This window comes from Bradyrhizobium sp. 4 (genome assembly GCF_023100905.1).
Lineage (GTDB): Bacteria > Pseudomonadota > Alphaproteobacteria > Rhizobiales > Xanthobacteraceae > Bradyrhizobium.
The window spans coordinates 3063902-3081672 of sequence record NZ_CP064686.1 but is presented as its reverse complement, the minus strand read 5'-3'; the positions used below and the strand labels follow the sequence as shown (position 1 = coordinate 3081672).

The 17771-nt window shown below is 58.1% G+C and carries 9 protein-coding genes; 3 read left to right on the top strand and 6 right to left on the bottom strand.

All coding sequences use genetic code 11. The annotated features are described in order from the left end of the window. Positions 1-6: 6 nt before the first annotated feature. The 5 genes from IVB45_RS14015 to rfbC all read right to left on the bottom strand — a co-directional run bounded on the left by IVB45_RS14015 (position 7) and on the right by rfbC (position 10810). Entirely contained in the window at positions 7-7275 is a 7269-nt protein-coding gene (locus IVB45_RS14015) for a DUF4082 domain-containing protein (protein ID WP_247501287.1), read from the bottom strand. Between the two features lie 111 nt (positions 7276-7386). Continuing rightward, on the bottom strand, positions 7387-8274 hold the full coding sequence (rfbA, locus tag IVB45_RS14010; RefSeq protein WP_247282833.1) for a glucose-1-phosphate thymidylyltransferase RfbA: 888 nt from the start codon (positions 8272-8274) through the stop codon (positions 7387-7389). Then, complete coding sequence (rfbD, locus tag IVB45_RS14005) at positions 8183-9172, bottom strand: dTDP-4-dehydrorhamnose reductase (RefSeq protein ID WP_247807617.1); 990 nt, start codon at positions 9170-9172, stop codon at positions 8183-8185. Before rfbD ends, rfbA begins: the two co-directional genes overlap by 92 nt. Positions 9173-9179: 7 nt before the next feature. Then, positions 9180-10238 carry a dTDP-glucose 4,6-dehydratase gene (gene rfbB / locus IVB45_RS14000; RefSeq protein ID WP_247363349.1) on the bottom strand — a complete coding sequence of 353 codons (1059 nt, stop codon included), beginning with the start codon at positions 10236-10238 and terminating at the stop codon, positions 9180-9182. Positions 10239-10252: 14 nt separating this feature from the next. Continuing rightward, positions 10253-10810, bottom strand: a complete 558-nt coding sequence (gene rfbC, locus IVB45_RS13995) for a dTDP-4-dehydrorhamnose 3,5-epimerase (protein WP_247282830.1) — start codon at positions 10808-10810, stop codon at positions 10253-10255. A gap of 347 nt (positions 10811-11157) precedes the next feature. Here rfbC and IVB45_RS13990 point away from each other — a divergent pair, with 347 nt between their 5' ends. The 3 genes from IVB45_RS13990 (at position 11158) to IVB45_RS13980 (ending at position 17149) form a co-directional block, all read left to right on the top strand. Next, on the top strand, positions 11158-13491 hold the full coding sequence (locus tag IVB45_RS13990) for an AAA family ATPase (RefSeq protein WP_247363367.1): 2334 nt from the start codon (positions 11158-11160) through the stop codon (positions 13489-13491). Positions 13492-13538: 47 nt separating this feature from the next. Beyond that, on the top strand, positions 13539-15575 hold the full coding sequence (locus IVB45_RS13985) for a hypothetical protein (RefSeq protein ID WP_247363350.1): 2037 nt from the start codon (positions 13539-13541) through the stop codon (positions 15573-15575). 104 nt (positions 15576-15679) lie between these two features. Further along, on the top strand, positions 15680-17149 hold the full coding sequence (locus IVB45_RS13980; RefSeq protein ID WP_247363351.1) for an exopolysaccharide biosynthesis polyprenyl glycosylphosphotransferase: 1470 nt from the start codon (positions 15680-15682) through the stop codon (positions 17147-17149). Positions 17150-17217: 68 nt separating this feature from the next. On the opposite strand, the gene IVB45_RS13975 is transcribed toward IVB45_RS13980, so the two are convergent. Beyond that, positions 17218-17586 (bottom strand): H-NS histone family protein, encoded by a 369-nt coding sequence (locus tag IVB45_RS13975; RefSeq protein ID WP_247363352.1) that lies wholly within the window; start codon positions 17584-17586, stop codon positions 17218-17220. Between the last annotated feature and the right edge of the window lie 185 nt (positions 17587-17771).

The window sequence follows — 17771 nt, the reverse complement described above, 5'->3', positions numbered from 1 at the left end:
TATCTCCTATGCTGCGAGCTGCTGCCTGAAAACCACATCAACGCCGTAGCTCGTTGCGTTGTAAGTGTTGTTTGGAAATAGGCTATCCGTCCCATACGCAAACACACCGTTGCCTGCGATCGATGCCGAGGATAGAGCCGTCAAAGGTCCGTTGGTAATTGCGTTGGCGAGGAGGCCCGGATCAGCCGCGTAATTTCCGGCGGTGTGATAGGAGGCGACGTAGGTGGTTCCCGGCATGATCGTCACGGGCGTGGCAAAATTGGCCTGCTGCCAGCCGCCGGCCGTTTCGCTGGTAAATGCCGCGGTTGCCAGCAAATTCCCAGTGCTGCTCCAAAGATCCGCAACGTGGGTGCCCGTGTTGGACGGCCCCTTGTAAAAGCGAATGCCGACAACATCGCCTGGGGTAGACGTCTGAAACTTGACGCCCAGTTCCACTGAATTTGGATCATTGGCTGCCACAATGCTAGGCACCTGACTTGCGCTGAACAGGCTCACAGTCGTCGAAGACGCAGCGGTCACATTGAGAGCGACGGATGTACTGGCGGTGCCACCATGGCCGTCGGAGATGCTGTAGTTGAAGGACGCCGATCCCGTGTAGCCGGTGGTCGGAGTGAAGATCACGCTGTTGCTTTGGGCGTTGAAGCTGGCAACGCCATTCACACCGCCGCTCGCGCTCGTGATCGTGAGCTTATCGCCATCGGGATCGGTGTCGTTGGCAAGCAGTACCGAGGTCGGTATCGCGAAGGGGACGTTCTGCGTGGCGTAGAGGCCGCTGTCGTTCGCAGCGACTGGTAACTGGTTGGCGCCGCCGCTCAAGCTGTTGAACATGATATCCACCCAGTAGTTGGCGGCTTCGTAGGTGCTGGTCGGGAACAGATTGCTCGTTCCGTAGGTGTAGACGCCATTGATGTTGGCAGGAGCCGTGAGCGGACCGCTGGTGCGAGCGGTGGTGAAGTAGCTGGTGCTGGAGGCATAGTGGCCGTTGCTGTGAAAGCTCGCGACGTAGGGGATGCCAGCCGCGATCGACACGGGATTGCTGAACGTGACGGTCTGCCAGCCACTGCTGCCCTCGTTGGTGAAAGTCGCGCTCGCCAGTAGCGTGCCGGTGCTGCTCCACAACAAGCCCGTATGAGTACCGGTGTCATTTGCGCTCTTGTAGTATTTGAGGCCGGTGATCGTGCCTGCCACGGACGACGCGAATTGCACACCAAGGTTGACTTGCGACGTATCGGAATTCGACAGAATGGCCGGCGTGTCCGAGTTCGAGAACAGGCTCACGCCTGAGGGCGCTGTCGTCACCGCGAGATTGAACGTCTCGCTGGCTGACAGACCGCCGAAATCGGTGACAGATGTCTTGACGCTGAGGGTGCCAGCACTGTTGGACGTTGGTGTCCCGCTGAAGGTCCGAGTCGAGGCATCGAAGTTCAGCCATGCGGGAAGTGCCGTGCCATCGGCGGCGGTCGCCATGTAGGCCAGCGAATCCCCGGAATCGACGTCGGTGAAGGTGCCCGCAGGCAGCGTTAAGGAGAATGACGTGCCGACTGTCGCGGTCTGATCGCCGGTCTGGACGGCCAGCACTGGTGCGTCGTTGGCGCCATGAATGGTAACGGTGAGCGTTGTCGATGACGTGGCGCCGGCGGTGTCGCGCATCGTGTAATTGAACACGTCGGCGAGCGTGTTGGTCGAGAGCCGCAAGGCCTGCACGGCCGGATCCGTCTCGCTAACCGTGTACGTGAAGGTGCCCGAGGCATTGAGCACCAGGCTGCCATGCGCTCCAGAGAGCGCTGAACCGAGTGCACCACTGGTCGAGCCGAAGCTGAAGGCGGTGACCGTCTTGGTATCGTTCGCATCGGGATCGGTATCGTTGGTCAGCACGTTGCCGGTGGCCGCCGTGCCACCGGTGCTGTTGTTCACGCCGCCCTTCTCGGTGGCGTCACCGACGTCAGCAACCGCGGTTGGCGGTGTATTGTTGGTGGTCGAGGATCCGCTGAACACGATGTCGACCCAGTAGTTGGCGGCTTTGTAGGTGCTGGTCGGGAACAGATTGCTTGTTCCGTAAGTGTAGACGCCATTATTGTTGGCAGGAGCCGTGAGTGGACCGCTGGTGCGAGCGGTGGTGAAGTAGTTGGCGGTGGCAGCATAATGGCCGTTGCTGTGAAAGCTCGCGACGTAGGTGGTGCCAGCCGCGATCGACACGGGATTGCTGAACGTGACGGTCTGCCAGCCACTGCTACCCTCGTTGGCGAAGGTCGCGCTCGCCAGCAGCGTACCGGTGCTGCTCCACAACGAGCCCGTATGGGTCCCAGGGTCATTTGCGCTCTTGTAGTATTTGAGGCCGGTGATCGTGCCTGCCACGGACGACGCGAATTGCACGCCGAGGTTAACTTGCGACGGATCGGAATCCGAAAGGATTGCCGGCGTGTCCGAGCTCGAGAACAGGCTCACGCCTGAGGACGCTGTCGTCACCGCGAGATTGAACGTCTCGCTGGCTGACAGACCGCCGAAATCGGTGACAGATGTCTTGACGCTGAGGGTGCCAGCACTGTTGGACGTTGGTGTCCCGCTGAAGGTCCGAGTCGAGGCATCGAAGTTCAGCCATGCGGGAAGTGCCGTGCCATCGGCGGCGGTCGCCATGTAGGCCAGCGAATCCCCGGAATCGACGTCGGTGAAGGTGCCCGCAGGCAGCGTTAAGGAGAATGACGTGCCGACTGTCGCGGTCTGATCGCCGGTCTGGACGGCCAGCACTGGTGCGTCGTTGGCGCCATGAATGGTAACGGTGAGCGTTGTCGATGACGTGGCGCCGGCGGTGTCGCGCATCGTGTAATTGAACACGTCGGCGAGCGTGTTGGTCGAGAGCCGCAAGGCCTGCACGGCCGGATCCGTCTCGCTAACCGTGTACGTGAAGGTGCCCGAGGCATTGAGCACCAGGCTGCCATGCGCTCCAGAGAGCGCTGAACCGAGTGCACCACTGGTCGAGCCGAAGCTGAAGGCGGTGACCGTCTTGGTATCGTTCGCATCGGGATCGGTATCGTTGGTCAGCACGTTGCCGGTGGCCGCCGTGCCACCGGTGCTGTTGTTCACGCCGCCCTTCTCGGTGGCGTCACCGACGTCAGCAACCGCGGTTGGCGGTGTATTGTTGGTGGTCGAGGATCCGCTGAACACGATGTCGACCCAGTAGTTGGAAGCTTTGTAGGTGCTGGTCGGGAAAATGCTTTCGGATCCGTAGCCATAGACACCATTGCCGCTAGCCGGAGCCGTTAACTGGCCGTTGGTAAGCGACGCCGTGAAATAGTTCTGCGTACCGGAATAATTACCGTTCGTGTGGTAGGACGCGACGTAGGTGGTGCCTGCCGTGATGGCCACAGGAGTGGAGAAGTTGACCTGCTGCCAGCCGCTGGCTGTCTCGTTCGTGAACGTGGCAGTCGCAAGCAGGGTACCGGTCGAGCTCCAGAGATCCGCAACATGGGGACCGGTATTCAAAGATCCCTTGTAGAAGCGCAGGCCGGTTATTGTCCCATTCACGGATGAGGTAAACTTGACTCCAACTTCGACGGGGCTGGTATCGCCGGAATTGGGGGCCCCTGGCGCATCATCGGTGCCGAACAGACTCTGCGCAGAGACTGGATAACTGACGTTGAGCGATACCTGGCCGGCCCCGCTTTGCCCGCTCGTGTCCGTGATCGTATAGGTGAAACCCGCTGTCCCGGCATAACCATTGGCAGGAGCAAAAGTCACGGTCTGATTTTGCGAGTTGTAGCCTACGCTTCCATTGACCGGATTACTGACGCCACTAAGTGAGAAAGCCAATCCGGACGGGTTGGTGTCGTTCGCGAGCAGCGTTGATGCCGGAATGTTCAGCACACCATTTTGACTAACCGTGAAGCCGCTGTCCCCGTTAGCTTGTGGTGACGTCGTGCCGGAATCAGAGAAAACGACGTCGACCCAGTAATTTGCGGCCTTTGTAGAGGAAACGTCGTCGGGGAAGATCGGGCCACTGCCATAGGCAAAGACGCCGTTGAGGCTGCTGCCAGGCGCAGTGAGCGCCCCCTTCGTAAGGCCTCCATAGTTGATGAAGTAGAAATCAGTTGAGGAATAGTGGCCGGTGTTCGTGTGATAGGAAGCAACATACGTCACGCCAGCGTTCACGCTGATAGGCGTGGCGAAATTAACCTGCTGCCAGCCGCTCGCCGTTTCGTTGGTGAAGGTGGCGCTCCCAAGCAGGGTGCCGTTTTTGGTCCAGAGATCACCGATGTGAGCGCCAATGTTCTCAGACGCTTTGTAGAAACGAATGCCGGTGATCTTGCCCGACACGGTGGGGACGAATTTGACACCAAGCTCAACTGAGCCGGAATCGTCGTTCGAGATCACCATGGGCGTATCGGCAATGCTGAAGAGTGTCAGGTTGGAAGACGGATTGACGGTGTAAGTAACACCTGCAGCAGGTGTTTCCAGGTTCAGGCTATCGTCTACCGCCCTGGTCTTGAGATTGTATGTTCCCTGAGCGCCTGTGACGAACGTGTATGACCACGTCGCGTTCGCCGCACCGACGTTGCTGGTGGCGGGATGCCAGGTTGCGCCACCATCGGTGGAAACCTCGACTCCGGCAATCTTTCCACCCGCGTCAGTGGCCGTCCCCGTCACTGTGATCGATTGCCCCTCGGCAACGGTGGCAGCCGAGAGATTCGTGATGCCGGAGGTCGGCGCTGTAGCGTCTGTCGATTGGGTCGCGATCGTCAAGCTCGCTTGCAGCGTCCCCGGCTGAACCCGCATGTCGGCGAACAGATTGACCATCGCCTGCTGTACATTGGGATCCACCGGAGTCGCCGGCCCGTCGTGGTCGCTAGCAAGCCCCCACGACCAGTTGATTGAACCGGCCGAGAATATCAGTGCACCACTAACGGGATCCCGATGCACTACGAGATTGTGGGTCGCTGTGCCATTTGCGAACGTGTTGCCATAATCAAGAAGATACTGTCCATTCACCTGCACTGTTGAAGATGAGACATTGACCAATCCGGCTGGGCGGAATCCGTTGTCGGGTGCGACGTCCCATTCGACGCCTAATAGGCCCGGTACGAGCGAGGCGGTCTGCCCGGGAGCCGTTTGCCCGACAGCTGTATTGCGCCAGAAACGCAATTGGGTCATCGGATACGGTATCGTGATCGTGTCATACCGAAACGCGTTGACTGCGAACAATGTACCGGTCAACTCATTCGCGGGAAGAGCCGGACCGAACCGCGGATCAGCGAAATTGCCGGTCGCCCGTCCTGTGGGATCAATCAACGCATTTGCATGCGTATCCTTGTAGCTGATGAGTGTGCGGTTGGCTGATCCGCTCCCGTCGATGCTGGGCGCCAACCTTGTTTTCCAGAAGATCTCGTTGCCTGTGAGAAACGCAAGGTTCACGCCAGCATGCGCTGCGGCCTCTACGTTAGCGCGCTGAGCTTCGGTCCAATACTCGTCATGCCCCGCGTCCATGAAGATCTTATGGTTCAGCAACAACGAGCCGTTTGTCGCAGCGTCGATTCCAGAAATGTAGGAGACATCGTACCCGTTTTGCTCCAGCCACTGAATGGCCGCAAACTCGGCCGTGAACGGGGAGTCTCCCCCCTCGGAAAAGGTTCCCTCGCCGTCACGCGTTACGAGGGGGCGATTGTAACTGACCGCGAAGGCTGATCCGTTGACGCCCGGGCCGTTCCCGAAATAAAGGTTGGCCCCTCCCCAGCCGTTGTAGGCTTGCCAGTCTTCGTCACTTGTCTGGAGGACGATGTCGCTGTGCGAAGCGTCGTTCCTTATGATGAACGGGATCTGGAAAATTTCGGTGCCGTTGACGACGTTGGCGATGTAGACGCCCGAGACCGCATCGGTTGGCACGCTCCATGAGTCGGTCACGCTCCAATTGCCGGCATCTACTAGGCCCCTAGATGGGTCCGTCAATGGAGCGGGTTGGACGACGGAAGCTGCGGCCTGATGCTGCAGGCTCGTAACCATTCTGGCACCATCACCGCCGTAATAGCCCAGCCGGTAAACATCGACACGATAGTTCGGATTGCCGGTCAGGTTGTTGATCTTGAATTGGACCGTCCCGCCGACATTGGCGCTGATTGCTGTCGCAAATCCCTGGGTAAGATGCGAATTGCCGCCCGGCTGGATCTGCCAGACACTTTTCGGCGTACCTGGCTTCTGGTTTTCCAGTACGATGGGATTTGTGGGTGGATCGGAGACAATGGTGCCTCCCTGCCCGTCGCTTCTAAAATTCCAATTCGAGTCCATCCCCGAGAACAGCAAGGTGACATTGGCCGCACCATTGCTGAAATCGACCACGCTGATATTCGAGCTGTTGTCATAATGGACAGTCGCCGACATCGACGATGTGAAGGGCAGATCCCTCAAGTCGATGAAGTTCTCTGGCGAAAGTGGTGCCCCCGGCGACGAACCGGCAATCAACCCCTGGAACTTGGCCGACTGGTCGAGGACAAGAGTGCCAACCCCCGTATCGAACGACACGGTTATGCCAGAGAACGATCCATTCAAGAATTGCCCGGAAACCGAACCTCCGATCTCCAGGATCGCCTTGTCTGAAATTTCGAAAGATCCCGTGCCGCTGACGTGACCCTTGAAGTCCCCCGCAGAAATGCGATTGCCAAGGAATGCCCCAGCGTCGACAGTCCCGTTGTTCACTGCATCGTCTTCGACGATAAAGGGCGACCCGGCACCGAACGAAAGCGTCGCGCCGGCATCAACGACCAGGCTCTCGATATCAACGCGGGCCGTGCTGGTGCCGACATACGCTCCCGCCGCATCGAGGAAGGCAGAGTCAATGCCCGGGACGCCGGCGCTCCAGTTCGTAGCGACGTTCCAGACTCCGTCCCTCGAATTGGTCCAGTGAGTGGTGCCCGGTGTCGAAACCGATGATGATGTCGGCGGCGTCCCTTCGTCTGCCACAGATGGGAACGTCGGGACCAAACCCAGATGGCGGCTCGTCAAAGACGTCGAAGACAGCAGAGCAGACAGTCGCAACTGGGAACATGCCGCGAAGAGGCGGGGCACAACGCAGCGTGGGTCCGGCGGGTCGCCCGGACTGGCCCGAGACGACTGCGGGAAGAAAGTGGCGTCACTTGGCAAATTTGCAAACGGCGGATCCCACCGGCCGGGCGGATCGGAGCCATCGAATGCATTCCCGAACGAGGCTTCTCGCCAAAAGGCGGGAATATCTTCCCCTGGAAAAACGGCCCGGGCTCCCCGACCGAAGACGCTCGCCTTTTGAACCAGCATGGCTATACCGATTAAATAAATCGTCAATATATATTTTAATTCTATTTTAAACTGCCCGTCAATTCAATACGAATAGATTTAACATAACTCCAAATATGGACTGAGGGGCATTTAGTGCGAAACGAAATGCGGTAGCCGAGTGATTTCGTTCAGATATTTGCCGTAGCCGCTCTTCTCCAACGGTTGCGCCAGCGCGAGAAGTTGATCACGATTGATGAAGCCGAGTCTGAAGGCGACCTCCTCGAGACAGGCGATCTTCATTCCCTGCCGCTTTTCCAGGGTCTGCACGAACGTCCCGGCATCGATGAGCGACTCAACCGTGCCGGTATCCAGCCAGGCGAACCCCCGCCCCATGCGCTCGACATGTAGCGTTTTGGCCGCAAGGTAGCGCATCTGAAGATCGGTAATCTCGAGCTCTCCGCGCGACGATGGCTCGACGCGACGAGCGTAGCGGACAACGCGATTATCGAAGAAATACAGCCCGGTGATTGCCCAATTCGAAGCTGGCCGTCTGGGTTTCTCCTCGATCGATACTGGGCGGTCCGCCTCATCAAACGCGACGACGCCGTAACGTTCTGGGTCCCGCACGTGATAAGCAAAAACTGTTGCGCCTTCCTCACGTCCTGCCGCCCTGGCAAGCAGTTCGCTCAGGCCATCGCCGAAGAAAATGTTGTCACCAAGCACCATCGCCACACGATCGCTTCCGATGAAATCGGCACCAACAATGAAGGCGTCCGCGAGACCGGCGGGACGGGTTTGCTCCGCGTAGGTGAGCCGAATGCCCCACTGGCTGCCGTCCCCCAGCAACAGCTCGAACTGACACCGGTCTGAAGGCGTGGTGATAATCAGAATTTCGCGGATCCCTGCCAACATCAGCGTCGACAGGGGATAGTAGATCATCGGCTTGTCATAGATCGGGAGCAACTGCTTGCTGACCACGCGCGTGATCGGATAGAGGCGCGTTCCGCTGCCGCCAGCCAGCACGATTCCCTTCAACATCGGTTTCTCCTTCTCCGACTAGCTGGTCGAGACAGGCTTCGAGTGAATGGCGCCAAGGCGGCAATCGAATCCCGAACACGCGTTCGGCCTTGGATGAATCCAGGCGCGAGTTTCGGGGTCGACGCGCAGCGGTCGGAAACTCTTCCGTCGTGATCGCCTCGAGCGTCGGAACCCGCGCTCCACGACGGGAAATCTCGTCGAAGATTGCCTTCGCAAAGTCGTGCCAGCTTGTCTCGCCCTGCCCGGCGAGATGAAAGATGCCGGCTGCTGCCCTGCGATCGACTGTTACTGACCGTTCTGCGATCTGAAGGATAGCCTCCGCGAGGTCGTATGCGTAGGTCGGATTTCCGTGCTGGTCTCGGACAACCCTTACGATGGGCTGCGTCTCGCATAACCGCAACATCGTTCGAACGAAGTTGCAGCTATAGAGGCTGTAAAGCCACGAGCATCTGATCACGGTCGCGAGCGGGTGCGCGGCCAATACAGCAGCTTCGCCGGCAAGCTTCGACGCGCCGTAGACATTTAACGGCGCGGGAATGTCGCTTTCGTCGTACGCATCCGGTTTTGCGCCGTCGAACACATAGTCGGTCGAGAGATGGATGAGTGGAACATTCATCTGCCAAGCGACATTTGCCAGCGTTGCCGCACCATCGCGGTTGATGCTGAACACTTTCGCCGCTTCAGATTCGGCCCGATCAACAGCCGTATAAGCGGCCGTATTGATGATTGCAGACGGCGCGATCGACGCGATGAGCTTATCGATCCCTTCGCGGTTCTCCAGATCGAGTTCTCGGTGCCCGAGAGCCACCGCGGGCAGACCGCGCATCGCAGCGAGATCACGAAGACACTTTGCCAACTGACCGTTCCGCCCGGCAATGAGGATGGGTCGATCTGTCATCTTCACCTCAATGTTGAGCAGCGAGCAGACCCAGACGCGAGCCGTCATAGACACCGCAGCGAGCACGCTGCCACCATGCACGATTGTCGAGATACCATCCGACTGTTTCGGCCAAGCCCTGTTCGAAGGTTCTCGTCGGTTCCCAGCCTAGTTCGCGATGTGCCTTCGACGCGTCGATCGCATAGCGCGCATCATGTCCTGGACGATCCGGCACGAACCTAATGAGAGATCGTCTCGCTCCCGCGCCCGGGGATAGCCGATCCACCACGTCACAAATCCGGGTGACCACCTCCAGGTTGGATCGCTGGCCATCTCCGCCGAAATTGTACTTCTCGCCCGGTCTTCCTTCGTACAGAAGTCTTATCAAGCCAGCGGCATGATCATCGACATGAAGCCAGTCGCGAATATTTCTGCCGTCGCCATAGACCGGTAGCGGCTTCCGGTCGAGCGCATTGATGATCGTCAGCGGGATGAGCTTTTCCGGGAACTGGTACGGCCCGTAGTTGTTCGAACAATTCGATACGATGACCGGAAGACCGTAGGTTCGAAACCACGCGAGTGCGAGGTGGTCCGAGGCCGCCTTGCTCGCCGAATATGGCGAACTCGGCCTGTAGGGCGTGTCCTCGCGAAACAAGTCCTCCGGGCCCAATGACCCGTAGACTTCGTCGGTCGATACGTGGATGAAGCGGAACTGCTTGCGCCGCGGAAGCGGCAGACGTTCGTAGTAGGTCCTGGCCGCCTCCAACAGCGTGTAGGTACCAACTATATTGGTGCTGACGAAGGCCTCGGGCCCGGTGATCGAACGGTCGACGTGGCTTTCGGCGGCCAGGTGTATGATCGCATCCGGCTCGTAGTCGGCGAACGCGAGATCCATAGCGTCTCGATCGCAGATGTCGGACTGCAGGAATGCATAAGACCCCAGCCCCTCGATGCTCGTCAGCGAAGTCAGGTCGGCTGCGTATGTCAACTTATCGATGTTGACCACAGCGGCACTGGTCTGCAGCACCAAACGGCGACACACAGCAGAACCGATGAAGCCCGCTCCGCCGGTCACTAGGATACGCATTCTACTCATCTCCACTATTCGAAAATGCAAGCAAGCTGGTTGAGCGTAGGCAAAATCTGGTCCTTTGGCGATATCTGAGCCTCTGACGGTGTGACGGGCCACTTGATCGCTAGTGCGGGGTCAGCCCAATAGACGCCGCCGTCATGGCTCGGGGCGTAGACCTGATCGACCTTGTACAAGACCACGGTCTTGGGCTGCAGCGTACAGAAACCATGCGCGAATCCCTTCGGAATGAACACCTGCTCACCGCTTTCGCTATCCAACTGGATGGCGATGTGCTTGCCAAAGTCGGGCGACGAACGTCGGAGATCAACGGCAATATCGAGAATGGCCCCATTCAACACCCGTATGAGTTTGGCCTGGGCGAAAGGCGGTCGCTGGAAATGCAAGCCGCGCACCGTGCCGATCCGATCTGAGCTGGACTGATTATCCTGAACGAAGTCATGCAAGATTCCCTTCGCAGCAAAAGCCGAGCGCTGAAAGGTCTCACAGAAGTAGCCGCGGCCGTCGGAAATGCGATCTGCTCGAATTACTTTGACATCGGGGATAGCCAAGGATCGCAGTTCCAGCATTAAGCACCTCCTGCCGGTCCTCAATTTCAATCGGGTTTCAAGCAGCGGACCATAATCATCGATAGAATTAATTTCTCCGTCCGCCAATCCGCCTCTGAACGCTCACATTATTTTCGATCCAAATACGGTCGCTGCAAGCTACGGAAATATCGTCTGTTTTGTCGGCACCGCGCCGGGGCGATTGCCTCGTCCTTATTTATATCTCAACTTAATTAATATAGGATTCATTTAATTTGGCAAGCAGATTTTTTTAATGTATATAATCTCCCAGCGCCCGGACGTCCTGCCTGAACGTTGGTCTACGGGCGGGCGGCCCCAACGTGACCCCACCGTCGGACAGGTACGTGATGCTCCAGAACAATCTTCAACACACGGATAGACTGCGGCTGCCGGTGAACCTGGCTCAACCCGCTCAGGCAGACGGCGGAGGAATCAGCGACGTCATCAATTACGGCATCGGGCTTCTACGACGCCAATATCTCGTAATCCTTGTCACTGCTACACTCGCAACTGCGGCCAGCATGCTCTATCTCCGTTTGGTGACTCCAACCTATACGGCGCAGGTTCAGATCCTGTTGGCTAATCCAAGGCCCCTATTTGTCCAGCAGCAATCACTGCTCGCCGAGACGGCTTTCGATCTCAATCAAATCGAGACCCAGCTTCAGCTCCTGAGATCAAAGGCCACTGCGGTCGCGGTCATCGACCAGTTGAAACTGGCTGACGATCCGGACTTTAGTGCGTCAGGGCTATCTCTACAGTCGCTCTGGCAACGAATTCGGTCATGGGCACCGACTGGATCGAGGAAAGATAACCCGCCCGATACGAAGGGCGAACCATCGGACGCTCTGGTAGACGCATTTCTGAGTCGGCTTTCAACAGGACGTGTCGGGTTCAGCAACGTCATTGAAATCAATTTCAGTTCGAGCAACGCAGCCCGAGCCGCGGAGATCGTCAACGCGGTAGCCAATACCTATGTTGCGGACCAGCTCAATGCAAAATTCGATGCCAATCGCAGGGCAACAAGCTGGCTGCAGGATAGGCTGCGCGATCTCGGTGACCAAGCCCTCGCTGCGCAACGTGCCGTCGATGTCTACAAGGCCCAGAACAATATCGTGTCTTTGGACGGAAAGCCCATCGACGAGCGGCAGATCACAGAAATCAACAATCGACTGGCTGCCGCACGCGCTCAGACCTCTGAGGCCACGGCCAAGTTGGCTCGGTATGAATCTCTCCTTACCTCCGATCCGCAAAAGCCGCCCCCGATGATCAATCTGGATGCTATCGGGGCCGATGCGACAAACAGTCAGATCATTACGGGGCTCCGCCAACAATATCTGGAACTCACGCGGCGAGAGGCCGAGTTGACAGCCAGGGTCGGTCGCGACCACCTGGCGGTTGTCAGTGTCCGTAACCGCATCCGGGAATTTCGCGCCTCCATCTTCGACGAGGTCAAGAGACTTGCCGAAGTCAGCCGAAGCGAATTCGAGTTCGCCAAACAGCGGCAGGAAGAAATCGAAAAGCAGCTGGCCAAGGCCGTCTCTCAGTCCCGTTCAGTCAATTCTGCTGAGCTGACTATCAAGGATCTGGAGAGCCGAGCAAAGGGCTTGCGGAGCTTGCACGAGACTTTCCTGCAGCGTTACATGGGCTCTGCACAGCAGGAGACATTCCCGATCTCGGAAACGCGGGTCATTTTTCCTGCTTCGCCGCCGCCGAGCAAGAGCAAGCCTAAGACAAGGTTGGTGCTGACGCTCGGGATCCTCGGCGGTCTCGCGCTGGGCATCGGCTTGGCGCTGCTCAGAGACGTCATGGACCGCGTCTTTCGTACCTCTTCACAAGTGGAAACCGTGCTGGAATTGCCTTGCATTTCTTCGGTCCCATTGCTACCGGCCCGCAAATCCCCGAAGCCATCAGTTCGCCTCCAGCAAACCGATGATGATGTTCAGCAACGCATAGTTTCGTCGCCGACCGCAGTTCATCGGACCGTGGTCGGGATGCCGCTTTCTCGATATACCGAGGCAATTCGCTCCATCAAGCTAGCCATCGACCACAATCCGGCAAAAATCTCCTCCCAGGTCATCGGGATTACCTCGGCCCTACCGAATGAGGGCAAGACCACGATTGCTGCCTCGCTCGCGCAATTGATCGGGCACACGGGCAAGAAAGCCATCATCGTCGATTGCGACCTCAGGAATCCCTCGCTATCTGCTATCTTTGCGCCCAAAGCCCTCGCCGGAATCATCGAAGTTGCAAACGGCAGCCGCTCCCTCGCGGACGCAATTTGGCGGGATCCGACAACCAATCTTGCATTTCTCCCCGCCGTGCGGCGGGGACCTCTGCTTCACACCAGCGAAATTCTTTGCGCCGACGCGATAAGCAAGTTGTTCGACCGTTTGCGAGCTGACTATGACTACGTCATCGTCGACCTTCCTCCCCTGACCCCCCTAGTTGATGTCCGAGCCACTTCATCTCTAATAGACTGCTACATTCTCGTTGTTGAATGGGGCCGGACCAAAATAGATGTCGTGCAGCACGCATTGCACACGGCACCCAACATTCACGAATCGCTGATTGGGGCGGTTCTCAGCAAAACGGATACCAAGGCCATGGCTCGATATGACGGACATCGGAGCTACTACTATCATGATAGCCACTACATCCGTTATGGCCTTTCCGGGTCTTAAGGCTGTCTCGTAGCGGCTCCACGTTCTCCGGCTAGCGGATCAGCGGAGTGGCCGCACCACAAGATGGTGTTTACATGATTATCCGGCTTGTCATGTTAGCCGAGTTAGTGGCGATCATCGCGACGCTCGCAATGCCAGAAAGCCTGCAAATCAGGATATTCGCGTCGTTCGTACTTGCAACGGCTGCGCTGGTCGTTGCGATCGTTCCATCATCCGCCTCCCTCGGGCTCGCCAAGCTGCTCCGGCCTGGTCTGGGCGTTGTGCTTGCGACTCCGGCGCTCTGGATGGCGTCACAGGCAGTGCCGATGCCTATGGGCACGCTCGGCAATGCCATCTGGGCGACTGCATCGGCGGCCTTGAACGAACCCCTCGCCGAAATAATCACGGTCGATACCGGGGCGACGATGTTCTCGTTCGCCCAGTATTGCGCTGTGCTCGCCGCTGCCCTTGTCACTGCCGTCGTCACCCTTGACCGATATCGTGCAGCGCAAGTCCTGCATATCCTGCTGTTGATAGCCACGATCACCACAGCTATGTGGTTCGTTAAGGCAACTGCTGGCGTCGCCGGGCCCGATGGCTCAACCGTCGCAGTGCTCGGCCTCTTGCTCTCCTGCGCGACGGCAATACGCGCAGTCGATCAATTTCGGCGCCGCAGTCGGCCAGGAACAATTGGGCCAGTCCCGCTCCCAGCTCTGTCCGCCGCGATCATCGCAATGACTGTCTGCATGGCGGCGCTGCTCATTCGGACCAACTCGACCGCCGTCGTTGCCGCGCTCCTCGGATCAGGAATCCTGCTCTCGGTCTTCGCAATTCGCAGGTGGTTCTTCGGTTTGTGGGGTACCGCTGGCGTTCTCGCAACCGCCGTAATATTTCTTATTGCCAGCGTGACGGTCATTCCGTTCAGGACGAACACCGATCTGACGATCGCTTTGTCAACGAGCAGCCAGATCGCGACAGAACGGATGCTACATGACGTCCGACCGGCGGGATCCGGTGCAGGCGCTTCGGCCGTTCTTTTGCCGATTTATCGGGACATCGGAAGCGGTGCGCTGCGAGAAAGGCCAACGGCCGCCGCCGCAATCGTTGTGGATATGGGGTGGGCGTTCCTTTGCAGTCTCGTGGTTGTAGCAATGCTCGGCGCTTGTATTCTGATCAGGCGGTCTCTGTCGCGAGCTTACGATTACGAGTACCCAGCCTTGGGCGCTGGCGCTTCGATTACACTGACGGTACTGGCCTTTGCCGACCATGAAATTTTGGATTTGGGCGCATCACTTTTGATCGCCGCGGTTTTTGGACTGGCGTTCGGTCAAAGCGTCCCCGGCGCAGGCCGTGACGCCATATCCCCGGGATCGAAAGAGAACTCAGATTGGATGGGCGGTCCAGCTCCGGCATCTCGTCCAAGATTCGCGTCAGCTCTTGTCACCGCCTGGCCCCGCGTTGCTCTGATGGTTCTTGGTATCACACTGCTCGTGCAGGCAATTTGGATGGTCTTGCCCGCCTGGTATCTCGGTGGTCATTCTTCTTTGCCGACAGGCGTATTGACCGCAGCATGGCCGAATGCGATCTCGAAACCGGCTTCAGTTGCGGCAGCACGTGAAGACCTATGGATCCGAGGGGAATCGAGATCCAGCTGGGATCCGGCATTATCCGCAGACGAGCAAAAGACGGCTCTTCCGGTGGCTTCGAATGTGTTTGCCCGTGCATTACGCTCTTCGCCGTTTCGCGGCGACATTTGGCTCATGCTCGCGGCGGCATCGAAGCACGATTTGACCCGGTCTGGGACGGCAGCGATGCTCAAGATGTCGTACTATACCGCGCCGAATGATTTGGATCTGCTTCCGTTACGGCTATCCGTCGCGTTCGCCACAGACGCTGTGGTATGGGAGCTTGAATTCCGTGACTTGATCAAGCGCGACGTCAGTTTCATCGTTACGCATCGGCCTGCCCTCAGGCCGGCGCTTGTGGCTGCATACCGGTTAGCCTCAGCCGACGGGAAGGTCTATCTCGAGAACCTGATTTCGGAGCTGGATCCGTCGTACCTCGACAGCATGCGCGCGCGGAATTCCCGACAGGGGTCTCGATAGGTCTCCGAGCAGTGCGACATATTAAATAGCCAAACGAGTATTTTTCTCTTGAAAGATCGGATTAATTAATAATATATTAAATATTAACCGCAGGTGTCCTGACAATGAATTTCGTGAACCGACATTTCCCCGATCGGGAGGTTACGGATCGTGTCAGTCCCGGGCCGTCACTTTCCCGCCAGCACAAATGGCCCCTCCGGTACGACTCGATCGAATACGTGGCGCCCTGTGCGGATGTTGCGACCATTGTTTTTGCGAGCGTCGTTTCGATGTGGCTGTGCCAAGCTCAGAATGGGTGGGCTGCAGGCGACTTAAGCAACGCACTTGGCCTGGCGCTCGTCAGCGCAGCATGTCTGGTTTGCCTCTTGAAGACCCACGGCCTTTATCGGCCAGCTGAGCTTCTCGTCCTGCGAAGTCAGATGCGCGCCGTCTGGATTGCATGGACGTCATTGTTGCTCTTGATATGGGCCGTGTACGGCTTTGCAATTGGTCCGGGCTCTTCTCACCAAGCGGGCACACTTTTCGCGGTCCTGGGCCTCGGCTTGCTGATGGCCGAGCGGTGGGGAGTGAGAGCGCTTCTCGGGAGGGGCCTGAGCGGCAGAAAATTCGCCAGCACAAACATTATTCTGGTTAGCGACCAGCCGCAATCGAAAAACGCCGGACTGTCTGAAACGCTCGCGATGCATGGTTATTGCGTCCGAGGCCGGTTCAGCTTGCCTCCAATCGGCTTCAGTCCTGCCTGTCGAAGGCGGCTCACGGCTCGCGTGATTGACTACATTCGCAGCTCCGAGCTCGACGAGGTGGTTGTGGAAGCGAACCCGGAACGATGGCCCGAACTCCGGGCCTTCGTTGCCGATTTGCGGGTCTTGCCGCTACCGGTTGTGTTCGTGCCGGTCGGTACGACATCCGAATTGCTTCGACATCCCACGCGAAGCCTTGGAAGTGCGGTTTGTGTTGAACTCCAGCGTGGTCCGCTTACGCAGCTGGACTGTGCGACCAAACGAATCATTGATCTTTTCGGCGCCGCGCTCGCCTTGACGATACTTGCCCCGCTGCTTGTGCTGGCCGCACTTGCAATCAAGCTGGACTCGCCCGGCCCCATATTCTTTCGACAGCAACGCTGTGGTTTTAATGGCCGGATCTTCCTGATCCGCAAATTCCGGACGATGCATGTGCTCGAGGACGGGCCCGCGATCCTTCAGGCCCATCGCCTCGACCGACGCGTCACCCGCGTCGGCAAATGGCTGCGTCGGACAAGCTTCGACGAACTGCCACAGCTGCTAAATGTTCTCGACGGCAGCATGTCGCTGGTCGGTCCCCGTCCTCATGCCTTGGCTCACGACGGAGAATTCGACAAGCTCGTGCGGAACTACGCCTTGCGCCGCAGGGTCAGGCCCGGATTGACCGGATGGGCCCAAGTCCATGGCTGCCGTGGTCCAACCCCCACATCCATCACGGTCGAAACACGCGTACAATACGATCTGTGGTACATCGACAACTGGAGCCTTCGGCTTGATCTCGTAATCCTGCTGCAAACTCCCATCGAAGTGCTGCGGGGACGCAACGCCTACTAGGCGCACAGGATCACGGCGCCGCGCCGGCCACTTGACCGCAACCATCCCGTCGATCAATGCAGATTAGGTTATGCGCGCTGACGAAGCTTCGGACTTGCATCCCCTATGCGAAAGTCCTCAATTCTCCGGCCAGACTTCATAGCAGCAACCAACCACCGGGGCCGCTTGCCACGCCCCGACCAGGTCTCTGACGTCTGGGGGTTCCGGTATTTCGGCAGCACCCGCGGATATTTGCGTCTCGCTTTGGCGGCAGGAGACACGCCGGACCCGCTTGAATCCGCCAAAACGGCCGTCCCGCCCCCGAGAACCGCCAGGCGCTTCTCCAATTCGCGCTTTTCTGCCTTAATCCGATTCGATAGGATCCCGCTAATTTCCTCATGAAGCGACCAGAGATCGTCAAGGGACATTGAGTCTAATTCGAGTTTCTTAGCTGGCATGCGCGCATCCTGTAGTTGCGCCAAACTTGATATGTCCCAGATGGACATTAATCAAGATGGTGAACTCGATTTACCCAACAAAATGTATGGAACCGTACTTAAATCCGCATTCCAGATAACTGCGCCGCAACAGTCAATCAAGCCAAAACAATAGGCTATCCTCATAATTTAATCTCGGAGGGGTG